Genomic DNA, 16546 nt, shown 5'->3' on the forward strand with positions numbered 1-16546 from the left:
TTTAATAATATTGTTAATGGCAATCAGAAAATTTTTAAAAGGATGCGGGGATGCTTGAGAAGCTCATATCAATAAAGGGCGTGGGCCGGTTTCAAAATTGTAAGGCTGCCGGTGACGTAAGCTTTGGCAAAAACAGCCTAGTGTTTGCCGAAAATGGCCGGGGCAAGACAACCCTTTGCGCTATATTGCGCTCACTTCAAACCGGCATGCCCGCCTATATTATGGGGCGGCAAACCATAGGTGGCGAAGAAAACCCGCCCGAGGTTCAAATCCGGCTTAACGGCGGTAATGCCGTCTTCAGGAACGGACAATGGAACCAGCAAGTTTCCGATATTGCTATTTTCGATTCAACCTTTGTGGCCGAAAATGTTTTTTCCGGCGATTGCGTTGAAATAGACCATAGAAGAAACTTGTATAATGTCATCATAGGCAAGGCGGGCGTTGATCTGGCCCTTGAAGTCAACGCCATTGACGCGGCTATCAAGATCAAAAACGGTGAAATCAAAGATAAGAAAGCCTTTCTGGAATCCAGAATTCCGGACGGCGTTATGGATGCGGATTATTTTATAACCTTGCCTAAAGAAGACGATTCCATTGATAGCAAGGTTGCGGATAAGGAAAGAGATTTACAGGCCGTCAAACAATCCGCGCAATTGCAGCGTGGCTCCGAATTGGAACAAATGAGCCTTCCGGCCGTCCCGGATGAGTTTTTGCCGATTTTGACGAAAACCATTGACGGCGTTGAAGCCGATGCGGAAAGACAGATAACCGCCCATATCGAAACTCACAATATGCAGGCGCGCGGTAAAACATGGCTTTCGGAAGGTTGCTCTTATATCCATGATGATAATTGCCCCTTTTGCGGCCAGGACTTGACCGGCGTTGATCTTATCGAAGCCTATAAAGGGTTCTTTAGCGCCGCTTACAATGCCCTTAAAGATGAAATCAAGGCCCTTAGTGATGAGATCTCGGATAGTTTTGGCGATTTGGGCTTGGCTCAAATTGACCGGGTTCAGCATAAGAACGCCGCCGCCGTGGAATTTTGGTCGCAATACTGCGATATAACCGCCCCGGCCTTGCAGGAATCCTACGACCTTATCGTCGTTTTGGCGCGCTTGCGGCAAAGCGCCCTCACTCATTTGGAACGAAAAGCGCAAGCACCCCTTGAGCAAATCAATCCGGACGCTTCCTTGCTTTCAGATTTTGAAATTCTGCGCCAGTTTCAGGCGGCAATCGTGCAATACAATCAAGCTGTAGATACGGCAAACGCCCTAATCCGCGCAAAGAAAGAGCAAGCGCAAGGCCGCGAAGTGCGGCAAGTGGAAACGGAATTGGCAAAGTTGAAAGCCGCCCAAAGGCGCTGTGACCAACAAATAGACGCGGAATGCACCGCATACCGCAAGCTTTTAATGGAAAAGAAAGACTTGGAAGACCGGAAGACCGCGGCCAAAGAAAAGCTGGATGAATACACACAAAGCATAATCAAGAAATACGAAAAAACGATCAATGAGTATCTTGATTGCTTTAACGCCGGTTTTCAAATTACCGAAACGTCACACGGTTACAGGGGCGGCGCGCCAAGCACAAGCTATCAAATCCTTATCAATCAAACGCCGGTTGATCTTGGCAATTCGGATACGCCAATTGACCAGCCGAGTTTCAAAAACACCCTTAGTTCGGGTGATCGTAGCGCGCTTGCGTTGTCGTTCTTCTTGGCGCAATTGGAACATGACCCGGATAAAGCAAACAAGATTGTGGTTTTTGACGACCCCTTTAACAGCCAGGACGATTTCAGAAAAGGCCATACGGCACAACGCATCAAAAAATGCGGAAGGGAATGCGCGCAAGTTATTGTGTTATCGCATGACCAGCATTTCTTAAAGCTTGTTTGGGACGATTTGCCTACGGATGAACGCAAGACTTTTCAGCTTTTCCGCATATCGGAGAAAAACACCGGCATTGCCGAATGGGATATTGAAAAGGCTGTACAAGCGCGTTACCGGGCCGACATTGATACATTGAGCAAATATTACACAAGCGCCAATGACGGCAACCAAAGGGATGTTGTCCAAAAAATACGCCCTGTTTTGGAGGGATATTGCCGGAATCTGTATCCCACTAGGTTTGCGGATAACGATGCGCTTGGCACCATTGTTGGGAAAATCAGGGGATACGACGACGAATTCCCCCTTAAGGATGTTTGTGATGAGTTGGAAGAATTGAATGGGTATTCGCGCCGTTATCATCACGGCGAAAATCCTAATGCCGCCACGGAAGCTATTAATGACAATGAGCTTAAGGGATATGTGAAAAGAACCTTGAAAGTTGTTGGAGCACTTTTATAGAAAAATTTCCATTTTTTTGCTTTTTAGTATCCTTCTTATTGAATAATTTGAAGGGCAATGTTAGCTTAATGACGATGCGCAAGTTTTTGATGATATTCTCTGTTTTTGCCTTGGTCGTTTCTATAACGGCTGACTTAGCGCATGCACATACCACTTCCCTAGATACGCAAACCCAAATTTCTGCTGATATGGATAGCGGGCCTGATAACAGTGCTTATCCGGGCTGCTGTGATATGGCTTGTGGTGGCTGCGGTATGCACCATCACCACCATGCAGCCAATGGCCTTAGTGACGGCTTTTCCTTACAGGCCGCAACAAAAGACAGGCAGGGTTTTGGCGCAGAATCAATCTACCTTTCCGATTTCGTTTATGGCCTAAAACGCCCACCCCGGATTTAATTTCAGGGGTGAAGTGTATCTTGGCTTGGGCGTAATACGTCTAATCTAATCTCCAAACACAACACTCCTGTATGTTTCAGGCAAAAGCCCGGCTTTTGCCTGCATGTCGCTTTTTTATCAAACGAAAGGAACGAATCAATGAAAAGCTTACTGACATTTACTTTTATAGCCCTTTTAGGGGTTTCGGGAGTGGCGAAGGCCGACCAAAACGCAGAAACAATTGCGGTTGAGGATATGCCGCGCTTTGCCAGCATCGAGCAACAGCGCTGCCCTAAATCCCGCTATCCATCAGTTAAAAAACGCCTTGAATGCAAACATGAAGTGCGGCGTGAAATCTTTGAGAAAAGGCAGGCGCGCGAACAGCAAAATCAGAGCGCCGCTCAATCTGAAAACCAAGGAGAAATACAATGATACAACACCTAAAAATTCTGGCTATAACAGCTTTGGTTATGCCTTTTATGTTCGGCATAGCGCAAGCGCAGGAACTAGCCTCGAAAAAGCCGGGTATTGAAAATTTCATTAACTACATATGGCAGGCAAGCCCTTCCGTACAGGAAGCAGAGGCGAGGGTCGCCGCTGCCCAGGCAGGACAAAAAGCAGCCTCGCGCTGGCAACATAATCCGGAAGTAGAATATGAAGTGGAAGATGTTGAGGGCGAAGAAAAAACCCAGGTTCTCGGTGTTAGTCAAACAATAGACTGGAGTGGAAAATTCCTGTCCTCCGGCAAAACGGCCAAATTTGAATTAATGGCGGCGCAGGCCGAACGTGATGAAATTAGGCAAAATATCGCCATTGATGTTTTGGCAGCCTTAGCCGAATACAATGCGACTAAGGATGTTTTTGGGCTGGCAACGCAGCGTTCAAGTTTAATGGAGCGTTTTGCAGGGCTTGCAGATAAAAGCTTTAAGACGGGCGATATTGACCAAAGTGAATATAATCTGGCGCAATTGGCTTTGTCAGAGGCCTTGATTGAGCAGGCGGATTCAGAAACAGCATTGGCCGAAAGCAGGCAGGCGCTGGACGCAGCAATCGGCTTTGCTCCCGATAACTTCTTTGCTTTACCGGAGTTGCCTGAAACACTCCCGGAGCCTGTACTTGGCATTGATAACGAAGATCAGGTTTTAATGCAGCTGCCCTCTTTGCGCGCAAGGAAGCACCGGGAAGAAGCGGCCAAGGCTGTTATTACCCAAGCTCAAAAGGATCGCCTTCCCGATCCGACCGTCGGTCTTGTCGGCGGGAAAGATGCCGGAGCCGATATGATTGGTTTCTCGGTTTCGATGCCTTTGTATGTATTCAATACTTACGGCGCGGAGGTAGAACAGGCGAAGCAAGAGGCCTTGGCCGAAGCAAAGGCCGGACAGAACGCTTACCATGCAGCAAGAACACGCCTGCAGGCAAGCCGCAGCGCTTACCAGCTTTCCAGAAAAGCATGGGAAAACTGGCAAGAGAACGGCGCTCAGGCTTTGGCAGAACAAGTCGATATTCTCGACCGTAAAGTCAAGGTCGGAGATTTAAGTGCAACGGATTATTTGGTGCAAATTGAGCAAGCGCTTGATACGGAAGTGGCGGCAAAGGAACTGCACAGAAAAGTCTGGCAATCATGGTTTGCGTGGCTGGCTGCTTCGGGCAGCGTTGAGCAATGGATACAAAACACAGGAGAAAATCAATGAGATTATTATTAGTTTTAACAATATTGGCTGCTTTCAGTTTTACTTTTTATTCTTATGCCGCCGAGGATGGTCACGGCCATGACGAGGGATCGCATGTTGAAAAAGAACAAGATGAACCGGGGGCCGGACATGAAGAAAGCGGTGAACATGAAGATCACGGCGAAAAAGAAAGTGAAGAAGGTCACGGCGATCACGGCGAAGAAGGAGGCCACGGACACGAAGAAAAAAGTGAGATAGAGATTTCGCCAGAATCTCTGAAAGCCGCCGGAATTCTTGTGGAACCTTTAACCTTGCAAAATCTGGAAGGTGAAATTCAAGCCCCCGGCGAGGTTGTTTTGAATTCCTATTTAAGCAGTAAAGTGACACCGCGCATCGAAGCGCAAATAGTATCTCGTCACGCTAAGTTAGGAGATAAGGTCGAACAAGGCACACCGCTTGTAACACTTTCTTCCGTTGAAATGGCTGCGGCCATTGGTGAATCTCTAGTGGCCCATAAAGAGTGGCGGCGGGTGCAACAGCTCGGATCGGCAGCCGTTTCTGCAAAACGCTATAGCGAAGCCCAAATTGCCGATGAACAAGCGCGCGCCAAAGTTATGGCTTACGGTATGACAGAGCAACAAATTGAGGCCCTGCATAAAAATGGGGCCAAAGGAAATCCGGGCGAGTTTCAACTCCTTGCCCCACAAGCCGGTACAATTGTCAGCGATAATTTTATTGAAGGCGAATTGATTGAGCCGGGCCGCGTTCTATTCGATATTGTTAATGAGTCCGCTTTATGGGTTGAAAGCCGCTTATCTCCAGAAAATGCAAAGCAGATTGAAACCGAAGCAAACGCCCGCATTCATGTGCCCGGCAATGGCTGGCTGCAAGGAAAGGTCGTTCAAAAGCACCATTTGCTCGATGAGGAAACCCGCACGATTGGAATTCGTATTGAAGTTGATAACGAGGAAGACCGCCTCCATCCCGGTATGTATGTCGATACAGCCATACAAACGGGCGGGGAGCAAAAATACCTAGCTGTTCCCACATCTTCTGTCCTTCGTTCGGCGGACGGAGATTGGGTGGTCTATGTCGAAGAAAAGCCGGGACAGTTTAAACCACAAGAAGTGCAAACGCTAAGAACGGTTGAAGACTATACCGTCATTGACGGCCTGCCGGAAGGCACAAGGGTTGTTACAGAGGGTGCATTTTTCGTGCAATCGGAACTCGCCAAAAGCGGCTTTGAAGTACACAACCACTAAGCCGGGAGAAAAAATATGCTTAATACAATTATTGACGGTGCGGTACGTAACCGCCTAATGGTCATTCTAATGCTGGCGTCCATTCTGGTCGGGGCAATTATGATTTTGCCAAACCTAAATCTGGATGCGTTTCCCGATGTTACCAACGTACAAGTCACGGTGAATACGGAGGCCGAAGGGCTTGCAGCCGAAGAAGTCGAACAGCTTATCACTTACCCGGTTGAGGCGGTTATGTACTCCCTCCCGGACGTAGAGGAAGTGCGCTCGATTTCAAAAACCGGCCTTTCCATTGTTACAGTCGTTTTTACAGAGGGAACGGATATTTACTTTGCCCGCCAGCTCGTTTTTGAACGATTGCAGGATGCACGGGAGCAGATTCCTGAGGGCGTGGGAACACCTGAAATGGGGCCAAACACCTCTGGCTTGGGACAAGTGTTCCAATATATGCTGCGCACGAATGATCCCGATACATTCGATATTATGGCGCTTCGCAGTTTGAATGACTGGGTGGTTAAATTATTGCTTATGCCGATTGATGGAGTAACCGAAGTTTTGTCATTTGGAGGTGAAGTAAAGCAGTACCAGGTTAATCTTGAACCGGCAAAATTGCTTTCCTACCAACTTCATGCCGAAGATGTAGTGGAGGCCATTGAGGAAAATAACCGCAATGCCGGTGGCTGGTATATGAACAAAGGCTCAGAGCAGCTTGTTATTCGCGGCGTGGGTTGGGTTCGGGGCGGCGAAGACGGTCTGCGCGATATTGCCAATGTCCCGGTCAAGGATGAAGACGGTGTTGTAGTCAAAGTTAGTGACGTTGCAGAAGTTTCTTACGGCTCTGAAATTCGCCAAGGAGCCGTTAGCATTACGATGCGCGATGAAAGCGGTAAACCCGAACAGATGGGAGAAGTCGTTACCGGCGTAGTTATGAAGCGCATGGGGGCGAATACTAAAAACACAATTGACCAGATATATGAGCGCTTGCCAATTATTCAAAACGCCTTGCCTGAAGGGGTTATTATTGAGCCGTTTTACGATCAGGCAGACCTTATTGGTAAAGCTGTTCACACGGTTAGCAAGGCTTTGATTGAGGCTTTTGTACTGATTGTCATTGTTCTGTTTTTATTTTTGATGAACATACGAGCTGCAATTTTGGTTCTGCTTTCGGTCCCTATTTCAATTGCTATGGCTTTGATGGCAATGGCCTATTGGGGAATTTCGGCAAACCTCATGTCCCTTGGTGGTCTTGCAATTGCCATTGGTATGATGGTGGACGGCTCGGTTGTGATGATGGAAAATATATTCAAACATCTTTCTCATCACGATGAAAGCGACAATCCACAAGGTACAAGCTTGCGTATTTTAGAAGCAGCCCGCGAGGTGGGACGGCCAGTCTTTTTTGCCGTTTTGATTATTATTGTTGTTTTCACACCGCTATTTACGCTTGAGGGTGTGGAGGGCAAGCTATTCCAGCCTATGGCCGTATCCATTGTGCTGGCTATGCTGGCTTCTCTTATGGTGGCCTTGGTGGTTATTCCTGCACTGGCAACCTATCTTTTCCGGCGCAGTGTCGATCACAAATCAAACAAACTGATTGATGCTATAGACGCAGGATACAAGAAAAGCCTGTCGGCAGCCCTTAAAGCTAAAAAGGCGATTGTGATAACCGCTGTTGCGTTGTTTATAGGCTCTATGGCTCTTGTCCCGTTTTTGGGAACCGAGTTTGTGCCAGAGCTGGAAGAAGGCACGGTTAATATCCGTGTTACGCTAGCCCCTTCCTCGTCATTGGAAACCTCTTTGGAAGTCGCTCAAACTTTGGAACGCAAGCTGATGGAGTTTCCCGAGGTGCTTTACGCCTCAAGCCGTGTTGGGCGCGCGGAACTTGGCGGTGATCCAGAGCCGGTATCTAACGTGGAAATCTACGTTGGGCTAAAACCGGTCAAGGAGTGGACTTCGGCTTCAAACCGCTTTGAATTGCAAAGGTTGATGGAAGAAAAAATGTCCGTTCATCCGGGCTTGTTATTTACCTTCTCACAGCCTATTGCAACCCGCGTGGATGAGTTGCTTTCCGGTGTGAAAGCACAACTTGCTATCAAACTATTCGGCCCCGACCTGAATATTTTGGCAGAAAAAGGCAAGGCCATTGAAACGTTAGTGCGTAAAATTGAAGGTGCACAATCGGTGGAAATGGAACAGATTGCTGGTGAAGCGCAGCTTGTTATCAAGCCTGATCGTGACCAGCTTGCTCGTTACGGCATTCCAGTCGGACAGGTTATGTCCCTTGTTTCCGATGCTATTGGCGGTAATGAGGCCGGACAGGTTATTCAAGGCAACGAGCGCTATGACATTTATGTCCGGCTGGCCAAAAAATACCGGAACGATCCCCATGCTATTGCCGACCTAATTATGCAGGCACCAAGCGGTGCGTGGGTTCGCATTGGTGATGTGGCCGATGTTTCGATTGAGGCAGGCCCTCCGCAAATCAGGCGGGATGATGTGCAGCGCCGCGTTGTAATTCAGTCTAACCTGACCGGACGCGATATGGGCGGTTTTGTGGAAGAAATCAATAAGCGCATTAAGGAAGAAGTAAAATTGCCGCCCGGTTATTCCGTTGTTTTCGGCGGGCAATTTGAAAACCAAAAACGGGCGCAGGCACGGCTTATGATTGTTGTGCCTCTCTCGCTTGGTCTTATTTTTCTTTTGCTGTTTTTTGCTTTCGGCTCGGTGCGCCAGGCAGCGCTGATTATGCTGAATGTCCCGTTGGCCATGATCGGCGGTATTGCTGCCCTGTATTTTTCAGGGCAATACCTGTCCGTTCCCGGATCAATCGGCTTTATCGCTTTGTTTGGCGTAGCTGTTTTGAATGGCGTGGTTATGGTCAATGCAATCAACTTGCTCATTGAAGGTGGCACAGACGCGGATACAGCCGTTTTTAGCGGCGCATTATCCCGTTTGCGCCCTGTTCTTATGACCGCCTCTATTGCGGCTTTAGGTCTTATTCCGATGCTTTTGGCAACGGGTATAGGTTCAGAAGTCCAGAAGCCACTGGCAACTGTGGTCGTCGGCGGATTGTTTTCTTCAACACTTTTAACACTGTTCGTCTTGCCGGTTCTATACGGCGTATTTTCACGGCGCTTTGTAGAAGAGCACAAGAGAAAAGTTTCGTAACGAAAGGAGCAAAAAATGAAAAAAACCATACCTATATTAATTGCCTGCCTTGCTTTGGCCGGATGCGAGTCTTTCAGGGCACCAACCGTTGAGCAAAGGCTGGCAGGGAAAACCGGCGCAGAACGCCAGCAGGAGCTTTACTATATCTGCCTTGAGCGCTTTGGCGACCCTATCTATGGCGGCGGGCATTACCCCGGCCATGAAGCCCATAGAGAGGCGCTATGCCACCATATGGATGATCTCAATAAAGAAACGGAGGAATAACCATGCCTAAGAAAACCTTACTTTTACTTCCTTTTGTTGCCGTGCTGTCCGCTTGCAGCTGGTCGCATTACGGAATGCTGGAAAAGAAACTGGACGGCAAAACAGAAGATGAAAAGCGCCTGATTTTGGCCGAAGAATGTAAAAAGGAAATTGAGCGCGGGCTTGTCAAAGACAACCCTAAAAACATAGAGCAACATAAAAGAATGCAATATGTTTGCGAAGAAATGACCGGAAGGCCAGTGGAGGTTAGATATTAAAAATGGGACATCATCACCATCACGGAAACCCGTCTGAAATTGGTGAGCGCCGCCTTTGGTGGGCGGTACTAGCCAATATGTTGCTAACAGTCGCGCAAGTCATCGGCGGGATTATTTCCGGCTCACTTTCGCTGGTTGCCGATGCATTGCATAATTTTAGTGATGCAGCCTCGCTTCTCATTGCGCTGGTGGCAATACGCATAGGCCGTAAGCCGCCCGATCAATTTAAAACGTTTGGTTACAAACGGGCGGAAACCGTGGCGGCGCTTATCAATTTGACCACGCTTATCGTTATCGGCCTCTATCTTTGTTATGAGGCGGTCACACGCTTTATAACGCCGCAGGAAATTGCAGGCTGGACAGTTATTGCCGTTGCCGGAATTGCGCTGGTCGTTGATATTTTCACGGCGGTGCTAACGTATAATCAATCCAAAACAAGCATGAATATCAAAGCAGTTTTTCTGCATAATTTAACGGATGCTTTGGCCTCGGTCGGGGTCATTATTACAGGAACGCTTATTTTGCTGTTCGGATGGGTTTGGACAGATGCCGCCATGACGCTGATTATTGCCGGTTACGTTTTGTGGCAGGGCTTTACAGAGATTCCTAAAACCATTCATTTGCTCATGGAAGGTACGCCGGAGGGCATGGACATTAAGGAAGTGGTTGCAGCAATGGAAAGCGAAAAAGGCGTGGTCAACGTTCATCATGTCCATGTTTGGCAACTGGACGAACACCGCAATGCTTTAGAGGCTCATGTGGTTTTAAGTGAAAGTGCGGAAATGGATGATTTAAAAACCCGCCTCAAGAAAATATTGCACGACAAATTCGATATTGAGCATTCAACATTGGAGTTTGAAAATACCGTTTGTAATTAAGCAATTCGCCGTCCTCGGGCTTTACAGCCTGAGGGCGGTATTCAGGTGGAATAGGCTTGTAATTCGTTCATAAAGTCCATTTCATCTTTTGCGATTTCACCATCGGCCTGCACAAGGCGGGCGGCATATCGAGCCAATTTCCCCAAAGCTTCGGGGTTTTTCTCTTCCAAATAGTCAAGGGAGTCAAAGAAACTATCGGTATCCGGATAAAGTTTTCTTATGCGCGCTAACAAATATTCGTCATGGAATTCACAATCAAAGCACTCATCCATCAAATAATGAATAATAATGTTTTCTTCTTCATGGTGAAAATGACCGTCGCAACGTGCCAGGTACACCAGAACATTCATAGCGTGGCGGCACTTTGTAAGGGCTTCGCGGGTGGCTGCTTTGGGATCAACCGGCAAGGTCTTCTCGACCACGCCGAAGCATTCAAGGATTTCCGTTTGAGTATCCCAAACCTCGCCAGTCGCCAAATCGACCGCCTCTACAATTCTATCCGCGCGAAAACACCGAACGGCTTTTCGTTCAAAACAATAGGCCCGGACAAGCAAATCTCCTTTGGCAGACCGGCTTACGCGCTTAACGCTAATACGGCGCTCGCTTTCTTCCCCTTTGGAGTTTTTATATGTAATAAAGACGGCCGTGCTTATGCTATCCGCAAGTGCCTCCGCCTGCTCCTCCGCCTCAATTTCTGTCTGAGGTTCGTCTTCCACGAGCCGTATGTGCCGGTTTTCCGGGACTTCCGGCTCCGGCATTGGCATTTTCCCCAAAACGTTTTTCAACAAAACTGTAAACATATCTTATGTTTTTAGCATTTCCTCTTGAATCTTCAATGCTTTTAGTTGCAATACGGGCAAATTCAGCTCTCTACATTTTCCTAAAAATCTGCTTAGATAAGAGTGCTTTGTCGAAAAAAGGGCAAGGCCGGGCTGTAGTAGGCCCGAACATTAGCGTCTGGCAAAACGTAATTTGTCGCTTCTCGGTCTTATGGCCGGGGGGCGGCAGCGTATGTCCAAGGCTCCGGCCTAAAGGCTGTCGCGGCTGTACTAATGTTCGGTCTACTAACCTCCGGCCACCATGCCCGATAAAACGGCATGGTGGTTTTTATTTGGAGTATCAACGCTATGCAAAAAGCAATGATTAGTTTAAACATTAATACCGTGACAGGGCTTGATAACCCGAACAAGTTACACCGCGCTAAGTATTCACAAAATTGCGCGCTCTCTTATGTCGAGAGGGCGCGGGAATACAATACCGTTTTGCGGAAATACCGCGCGCACCGCTTGTTGGTGTTATCAACCTCTCGGCTCCAGAGAGACGCTCTGTTCATGGCATTAGCACATGAAAGGAGCTGTTATGTCATTAAGCAGTTTTAAACAAACTCTGGAAAACCGTTTATACGGTGATATTTGGGGAGCCGCAAAGCCGGAGGAAGCCGCAGGGGTTTTGGTTTCCGTTTACGGAGGGCGCGCCATCAATGAAGCTTTTGAAAGGGAAACGGAGGCATGGAAACAATCAGACTTTAGCCGGGCTGTTTTTTGGGCTTGTGTATTAGAAAAGCTATCTCCCGACTTTTTACCATGCCAGCATTAGGGAGGATCATATGGCTAAATCAAAAAACACAGGGCCGCGCGCCACACCGATTGATATTCATGTGGGCAAGCGCATAAGAATACGCCGCTGCCTTTTAGGAATTTCACAGCAACGGCTTGGCAGTTCAATCAATAAAACTTTTCAGCAAGTACAAAAATATGAGGAAGGCAGTAACCGTGTAGCGGCGGGCGTTTTATATGACGTTAGTAAAGCTTTGGATGTGCCTTTTGATTATTTTGTTTACGGCTATGAAGAAAGCCAAATCCAAAAAACCGCGGGCCTTTCAGACAATGAACAAGAGCCCTTTCTCCATGTATTAGAGGATTCACGAAAAAAATTAAATGCAGCCTTAACAGTCGAAAACCTGTCAACAAATGGCGCGTTGATTTGTTTCATACGAAAATACACGGAGGCCGTTCTTCTCAACCATCACAACGTACAAAAAGTAAATAAATTTCTGGACGAGTTAATCGAAAAGGAAAAAGAGAGAGGCGGGGAATAATGGGGAGATTGTTTTTGACGCTGTTACTTTTGGCCGGATGCACAAACTATTCAGCATTTGAAAGGAAGGTTATAGAGCGCGCCTATTCAGAACCGGCGACAGCGCCCGAATATTTTATGCACCAAATCGAAAGCGGTGCGACCGTGGAAGAGCAAGCCGTTTATATGTATGGCATCGGACTCGCTCACGAAAAGCTTGGCAATAAAGCCGAGGCTCTCGGTGATTATCTGAGCGCTGAGGCATTGGGATATAACAAAGCCGCAGAAGCCTTAGAACGTTTAAAAACTAAGTAAGAGGTATGCCGGTGCGGGCAGACCAAAATTCCATGATTTTGCGAAGGTGGCCGGGGCTAATAAGGCAGAAGGCATCAAAAATAGGGCCAATTCTTACACCTGTTTCCGACCGTGTGCCACCGATACGCCCAAGCATTAGCCTTATCCTATCAAAAGTCCAGTAACCATCGTTTGGGTTAAGAATGACCGGATTGTCCGGGGAGTTGATATAAAATTCGTGCTGTGTAAGGGAAACTTGACGAATAATGATTATATAGGATGCGCCGAGCGCTCCTGTTACAAGGGAGGGAAATTCTCCGTCCGGGTGGTCTTCAGCTCTCCCGTAAGTTATTCGGCCACCTGATGCACCGCTGGTCGATAAACGCCAATGGGTGTTAAAGGCATTAAATTTAGAAAACCCAAAAATTTGATTGTTTTCAAATGGGCCAGGCATATCAATCACCATACCGATTGTCCTTTCAACCTGAAACGGTGTGGGGTCTGCATCGTACATCATCCAGCGCGCCACATCTTCAAAGCCATACCCGCCTAATCCGTTAAAAAAAGCAGGGTTAAAATGCATGGCAGATTCTGGTGCAGGCTGTTCAAGAATATATGTTCCTTTAATGGGATGAATTTCTTCCAAATAATTTTCCGAATGAAAAACTTTTTTTGAAAGTGCCGGGTCGCTGTAGTGATAAAGATTTCCAATGGAAAGAATCGGGTCACGTTCTCGCCGCCCGTAAGCAAACATATTGCCGGTATTGACTAACATTTTAATTATCCTTCGTGGTGGTATAACCAAGAGCTTTATTAATATTTTCGAGCTTTGATCGGCAATCTTGGTGCGCGTACCAGAGTTTTGCTCCCCATGCGGCAATATCCTTTTGTGTGACTTCATCGCCGGGATAGGCCGGAGAGGTTTGACATTGCCGCAGGCTTGGCGGGATCTCCGGTTTAATCACTTTTACTTGTGTCTGCGGGTTTCCCGTACAGGCGCTTAATTGTATCGCACAGTACAGGAGCGCAAGGGCCGTCTTTTTCATCGTCTGCTCCTTCTATAGTACCAAGCAAGCGTTCAAGCTCCTTGGCGCGTGTGACGCTTTGGTTATTTTCGTTTTCCAAAGCTTCAATTTTTGCTTTGGTGTCCGTTTGCAATTCGGCAAGGCTCTTTTCGTATGAGGCGGCGCTGGCTTGTGAAGCCAGCAATTTTCTTTCTAGGTTCGTAATTTCGTGATCCTGCCAAGCTATATAACCTACGAGAATAAGGGCCGTGAAAACGGCGCTTAACCATTTCCAGTTTTTCAAAATAAAACTAATCATTTTTCCTTATTCCCGTTTTTGTGGGCCGCATAGAGATAAGCTCCAATAGGGCCTGAGGCTAAAATGCCGATATAGGTTAGGATGGATTGAAGCAAACCAATGTCGGCCCCGGCTAAAATTTGATAGGCCACCAGCAAGTTTGGGAGTATCAAAAAGGCATAGACAGAAACCCAAAAGGCAAGAAAACGCCTAACTCTTATGGGATCGGTATTGTCAGGTTTAATCATTAATTCCTCCTACATAAAGATCAAAGGCGGGCCGAGCCTTTTGTATAAAACCCTCGACAGTGCCGGCACCTGCCGGCGTGTTGTAATATTTCTTCCAATAAGCGGCCATGCCGGGCCAGTCGTTCATTTCCGGCAACGGCTCTTTAAAGCGAAGATAAAAAATGCGGCACATGGCCGCCGCATAAAACAGATTGCCATGCAGTTGGTCATGCAAATCCATATCCCGCATTATGAGGCCCTTTAGCTCATTCAGAAGCGCGGGCCTGCGGCTTAAATATCTTTCCCAAATATCGTCATGCGTAACCGGCTCCATTTGGAAGAATCCGCGCGCAGGGCCGCGCCCGACTTGATGAATGAAAAACGCCCTGCTTTCTGCCAGGGCGGTGCCTATAACCAACTGTTCGGCGTTTGGTGTCCAAGCGTTAATGCGTTCCAAAGCGGGCCGCACCACATAATCACGAAGCTGTCGAATGTCCATTATTGCCCCCCGTTTTCATCCACTTTTTTGCGGAGGTGGTGCATATCTTCCCGCATATCTTTAATTTGCGCTTTGATCGTGGCGAGGTCTTCTTTCATTTCTCCTACCACCCGGCGACCCGTTACATCATTATTGACTTGCTGTTCAAGTATTTGAATTTTCTGCTCGCTGGCCGTAACATGGGACGTAACCCAAACCACAAGCTTTACAAGCGCCATAATCACGGCCACGCTGTGGGCAATAATGCCGAACAGCAGCCCCCATTCTGCTGGTGTCATACTTTTTCCTTTTCTGTTTGGTTAATATGTTGAAATGACAATCCACTGGCCGCCGTCCGAATAAATCGTTATGGCGGCAAAATGGCTTGTTAATGACCAGATTTGAGCGTCCGGCCCACCGGAGCCGCCCGCCATTTGGACTTTCACATGATTACCGGAAGGATCAATTTTCTTGATCGTACACATTCGGCCTGCCGCTTGCGCGGGGGTAGGAATTTCAAAAATGATTTGCCCTGAAAAAGCTGAAACCAAATAAACCCGGTTAAGCATATCTGCCTGAAACGTACCGGAAGGTGCGGCGGCATTATCAATATAGCGGCTAGGCCGGGGCATACGGTTGTCTTGGCAAATCCACCAAGTCGCACCATTAGAAACGAGCGTAACCGTGTCGTATTGCTGTAAGAGCGTAAGCGTCCGGTTATCCGGCCCGTTGCCGCTATCTTCTTTCACGTAAATTGGGTTATCCCTTAAATCGCTTTTTTTGAGCGTAACCCACCGCCCGGTTGCGTTTCCGGCATTCGGCAAAATCAGGTCATAAGATTTGTTGAAGGAGCTTAAAAGATAAAAGGTATGCTCCAAATCAATTGAAATGTCGCCGACATGATCCTCAGGCGGATCAATATAAGTTGTCCCGCGCGTCATGCCGTCTATATGCACATCGGTTATATATGCATCCTTGATAAAATTCTTTTTGGGATAGCCCGCGTCAAAGGCTTGATATTCGCCCTGCAAGGTGGGGTCCCAAATAGCTGCGCCGCCGGTCGCTGAGAAAAGGCGGATAATTGTATTATCAATAGAACCGTTATCTATCCGAATACCCGGCGCAAGCCCTAAGCATTCTGCGTAAAAATTGGTAATAACATTATGCCGCGCAAGAAAACCGAGCCGGAAACACGCCTCTGCATCTGTGTGGACGTTAGCCTCACAATCAATAAAGGAATTATTATATTGCCCGGTTGAGATAAAGAACCCGGAACCGGAAAGAGGCGAGGAAAGTGAATAAACGCGCACATCGTAAAACTTATTTGCATTTGGTGAATCCCCGAACGTTTCCGGGTCTTCCCAATCATCCGGCGTGGTTGTAAGCAAAACCCCGTTAATGCCGGGGCGGGCGACAAGAACACGGCTTATATTATTCCAATAGCAAGGCTTTTGAGTATCATTCCATCCATCCAAGGTTACGCCGATTTGTGCGTCCCAAATGGTTACATTCTCAATAACATTTTTAACGCAAGGGCCGACTTTTCCCGCAAGGAAAAGTGCTGAGGCCCCGCCAATGATTTTTAAATCTTGGACAAGACAATAACCCTCAACAATTTCGATAGCGTTAAAATCCGCAGAATAAGGCGGAAGCTCGTTTTCGTTTAAGGCTTCCTCTTGCGCCTGTATAATACTCATATCGCCATAGCCCAATATACTCATGCCGTAATTCAGGACGATAGGCTCGGCAATACGGTATGTTCCGGGCGATAAAATAGCCAGTTTGTTTTCCTGTAAGCATTGGTTAATGGCGGGCGCGTCATCATCAATACCGTTTCTTTTTGCGCCGTAATCCTCTGGGCGCGGAAACTCTCGTGCGGCAAGATACTGCCGCAAGTGCTGCTTATTCACGCTTTGCCCTGGCACCAATATTTCATCAATTTGAGGCATGT

Annotated in this window: 20 protein-coding genes; 12 read left to right on the forward strand and 8 right to left on the reverse strand. The window is 47.5% G+C overall.

What is annotated here, in order from left to right; all coding sequences use genetic code 11:
• Positions 1-50: 50 nt before the first annotated feature.
• From H6859_00315 to H6859_00355, 9 genes are all read left to right on the forward strand, one after another.
• On the forward strand, positions 51-2345 hold the full coding sequence (locus H6859_00315; protein ID USO05686.1) for an AAA family ATPase: 2295 nt from the start codon (positions 51-53) through the stop codon (positions 2343-2345).
• A 74-nt stretch (positions 2346-2419) separates the two neighbouring features.
• Entirely contained in the window at positions 2420-2743 is a 324-nt protein-coding gene (locus tag H6859_00320; protein ID USO05687.1) for a hypothetical protein, read from the forward strand.
• A 138-nt stretch (positions 2744-2881) separates the two neighbouring features.
• On the forward strand, positions 2882-3154 hold the full coding sequence (locus H6859_00325) for a hypothetical protein (protein ID USO05688.1): 273 nt from the start codon (positions 2882-2884) through the stop codon (positions 3152-3154).
• Positions 3151-4413, forward strand: coding sequence for a TolC family protein (locus H6859_00330; GenBank protein ID USO05689.1), 1263 nt, complete (start codon positions 3151-3153; stop codon positions 4411-4413). Before H6859_00325 ends, H6859_00330 begins: the two co-directional genes overlap by 4 nt.
• A gap of 275 nt (positions 4414-4688) precedes the next feature.
• Positions 4689-5654, forward strand: a complete 966-nt coding sequence (locus tag H6859_00335) for an efflux RND transporter periplasmic adaptor subunit (protein USO06644.1) — start codon at positions 4689-4691, stop codon at positions 5652-5654.
• Between the two features lie 15 nt (positions 5655-5669).
• The gene (locus tag H6859_00340; GenBank protein USO05690.1) at positions 5670-8819 is read left to right on the forward strand and encodes an efflux RND transporter permease subunit; all 3150 of its coding nucleotides are present in this window, start codon (positions 5670-5672) and stop codon (positions 8817-8819) included.
• Positions 8820-8834: 15 nt separating this feature from the next.
• Positions 8835-9083 (forward strand): hypothetical protein, encoded by a 249-nt coding sequence (locus H6859_00345; protein USO05691.1) that lies wholly within the window; start codon positions 8835-8837, stop codon positions 9081-9083.
• A gap of 2 nt (positions 9084-9085) precedes the next feature.
• A complete protein-coding gene (locus tag H6859_00350) occupies positions 9086-9340 on the forward strand; it encodes a hypothetical protein (protein ID USO05692.1) in 255 nt (84 codons plus the stop codon).
• Between the two features lie 2 nt (positions 9341-9342).
• Entirely contained in the window at positions 9343-10218 is an 876-nt protein-coding gene (locus H6859_00355) for a cation transporter (GenBank protein USO05693.1), read from the forward strand.
• Between the two features lie 41 nt (positions 10219-10259).
• On the opposite strand, the gene H6859_00360 is transcribed toward H6859_00355, so the two are convergent.
• Positions 10260-11018, reverse strand: coding sequence for a TerB family tellurite resistance protein (locus H6859_00360; protein ID USO05694.1), 759 nt, complete (start codon positions 11016-11018; stop codon positions 10260-10262).
• 544 nt (positions 11019-11562) lie between these two features.
• Here H6859_00360 and H6859_00365 point away from each other — a divergent pair.
• The 3 genes from H6859_00365 to H6859_00375 are packed head-to-tail and all read left to right on the forward strand — an operon-like array spanning position 11563 to position 12609.
• On the forward strand, positions 11563-11814 hold the full coding sequence (locus H6859_00365) for a hypothetical protein (protein USO05695.1): 252 nt from the start codon (positions 11563-11565) through the stop codon (positions 11812-11814).
• A gap of 10 nt (positions 11815-11824) precedes the next feature.
• Complete coding sequence (locus tag H6859_00370; protein USO05696.1) at positions 11825-12316, forward strand: helix-turn-helix transcriptional regulator; 492 nt, start codon at positions 11825-11827, stop codon at positions 12314-12316.
• A 14-nt stretch (positions 12317-12330) separates the two neighbouring features.
• A complete protein-coding gene (locus H6859_00375) occupies positions 12331-12609 on the forward strand; it encodes a hypothetical protein (protein ID USO05697.1) in 279 nt (92 codons plus the stop codon).
• Here H6859_00375 and H6859_00380 read toward each other — a convergent pair.
• From H6859_00380 to H6859_00410, 7 genes are read right to left on the reverse strand one after another with little or no spacing between them, the layout of a single operon-like run.
• Positions 12602-13363, reverse strand: a complete 762-nt coding sequence (locus tag H6859_00380; protein ID USO05698.1) for a hypothetical protein — start codon at positions 13361-13363, stop codon at positions 12602-12604. The two genes, H6859_00375 and H6859_00380, sit on opposite strands and share 8 nt — an antisense overlap.
• Position 13364: 1 nt before the next feature.
• The gene (locus tag H6859_00385) at positions 13365-13553 is read right to left on the reverse strand and encodes a hypothetical protein (GenBank protein ID USO05699.1); all 189 of its coding nucleotides are present in this window, start codon (positions 13551-13553) and stop codon (positions 13365-13367) included.
• The gene (locus tag H6859_00390) at positions 13546-13911 is read right to left on the reverse strand and encodes a hypothetical protein (GenBank protein ID USO05700.1); all 366 of its coding nucleotides are present in this window, start codon (positions 13909-13911) and stop codon (positions 13546-13548) included. The genes H6859_00385 and H6859_00390 overlap by 8 nt, the downstream gene beginning before the upstream one ends.
• The gene (locus H6859_00395; protein ID USO05701.1) at positions 13908-14138 is read right to left on the reverse strand and encodes a hypothetical protein; all 231 of its coding nucleotides are present in this window, start codon (positions 14136-14138) and stop codon (positions 13908-13910) included. Before H6859_00395 ends, H6859_00390 begins: the two co-directional genes overlap by 4 nt.
• Complete coding sequence (locus tag H6859_00400; GenBank protein USO05702.1) at positions 14131-14616, reverse strand: hypothetical protein; 486 nt, start codon at positions 14614-14616, stop codon at positions 14131-14133. The genes H6859_00395 and H6859_00400 overlap by 8 nt, the downstream gene beginning before the upstream one ends.
• Positions 14616-14894, reverse strand: a complete 279-nt coding sequence (locus H6859_00405; protein ID USO05703.1) for a hypothetical protein — start codon at positions 14892-14894, stop codon at positions 14616-14618. The genes H6859_00400 and H6859_00405 overlap by 1 nt, the downstream gene beginning before the upstream one ends.
• A gap of 21 nt (positions 14895-14915) precedes the next feature.
• Positions 14916-16544 (reverse strand): hypothetical protein, encoded by a 1629-nt coding sequence (locus tag H6859_00410; GenBank protein USO05704.1) that lies wholly within the window; start codon positions 16542-16544, stop codon positions 14916-14918.
• Positions 16545-16546 lie beyond the last annotated feature (2 nt).

The sequence above is a fragment of the Rhodospirillales bacterium genome, from assembly GCA_023898785.1.
Taxonomy (GTDB): domain Bacteria; phylum Pseudomonadota; class Alphaproteobacteria; order Micavibrionales; family Micavibrionaceae; genus TMED27.

Coding starts and splice junctions, on each gene's coding strand:
- H6859_00315 (USO05686.1), top strand. CDS start 51: ATGCTTGAGAAGCTCATATCAATAAAGGGCGTGGGCCGGTTTCAAAAT.
- H6859_00320 (USO05687.1), top strand. CDS start 2,420: ATGCGCAAGTTTTTGATGATATTCTCTGTTTTTGCCTTGGTCGTTTCT.
- H6859_00325 (USO05688.1), top strand. CDS start 2,882: ATGAAAAGCTTACTGACATTTACTTTTATAGCCCTTTTAGGGGTTTCG.
- H6859_00330 (USO05689.1), top strand. CDS start 3,151: ATGATACAACACCTAAAAATTCTGGCTATAACAGCTTTGGTTATGCCT.
- H6859_00340 (USO05690.1), top strand. CDS start 5,670: ATGCTTAATACAATTATTGACGGTGCGGTACGTAACCGCCTAATGGTC.
- H6859_00345 (USO05691.1), top strand. CDS start 8,835: ATGAAAAAAACCATACCTATATTAATTGCCTGCCTTGCTTTGGCCGGA.
- H6859_00350 (USO05692.1), top strand. CDS start 9,086: ATGCCTAAGAAAACCTTACTTTTACTTCCTTTTGTTGCCGTGCTGTCC.
- H6859_00355 (USO05693.1), top strand. CDS start 9,343: ATGGGACATCATCACCATCACGGAAACCCGTCTGAAATTGGTGAGCGC.
- H6859_00360 (USO05694.1), bottom strand. CDS start 11,018: ATGTTTACAGTTTTGTTGAAAAACGTTTTGGGGAAAATGCCAATGCCG.
- H6859_00365 (USO05695.1), top strand. CDS start 11,563: ATGAAAGGAGCTGTTATGTCATTAAGCAGTTTTAAACAAACTCTGGAA.
- H6859_00370 (USO05696.1), top strand. CDS start 11,825: ATGGCTAAATCAAAAAACACAGGGCCGCGCGCCACACCGATTGATATT.
- H6859_00380 (USO05698.1), bottom strand. CDS start 13,363: ATGTTAGTCAATACCGGCAATATGTTTGCTTACGGGCGGCGAGAACGT.
- H6859_00390 (USO05700.1), bottom strand. CDS start 13,911: ATGATTAGTTTTATTTTGAAAAACTGGAAATGGTTAAGCGCCGTTTTC.
- H6859_00395 (USO05701.1), bottom strand. CDS start 14,138: ATGATTAAACCTGACAATACCGATCCCATAAGAGTTAGGCGTTTTCTT.
- H6859_00400 (USO05702.1), bottom strand. CDS start 14,616: ATGGACATTCGACAGCTTCGTGATTATGTGGTGCGGCCCGCTTTGGAA.
- H6859_00405 (USO05703.1), bottom strand. CDS start 14,894: ATGACACCAGCAGAATGGGGGCTGCTGTTCGGCATTATTGCCCACAGC.
- H6859_00410 (USO05704.1), bottom strand. CDS start 16,544: ATGCCTCAAATTGATGAAATATTGGTGCCAGGGCAAAGCGTGAATAAG.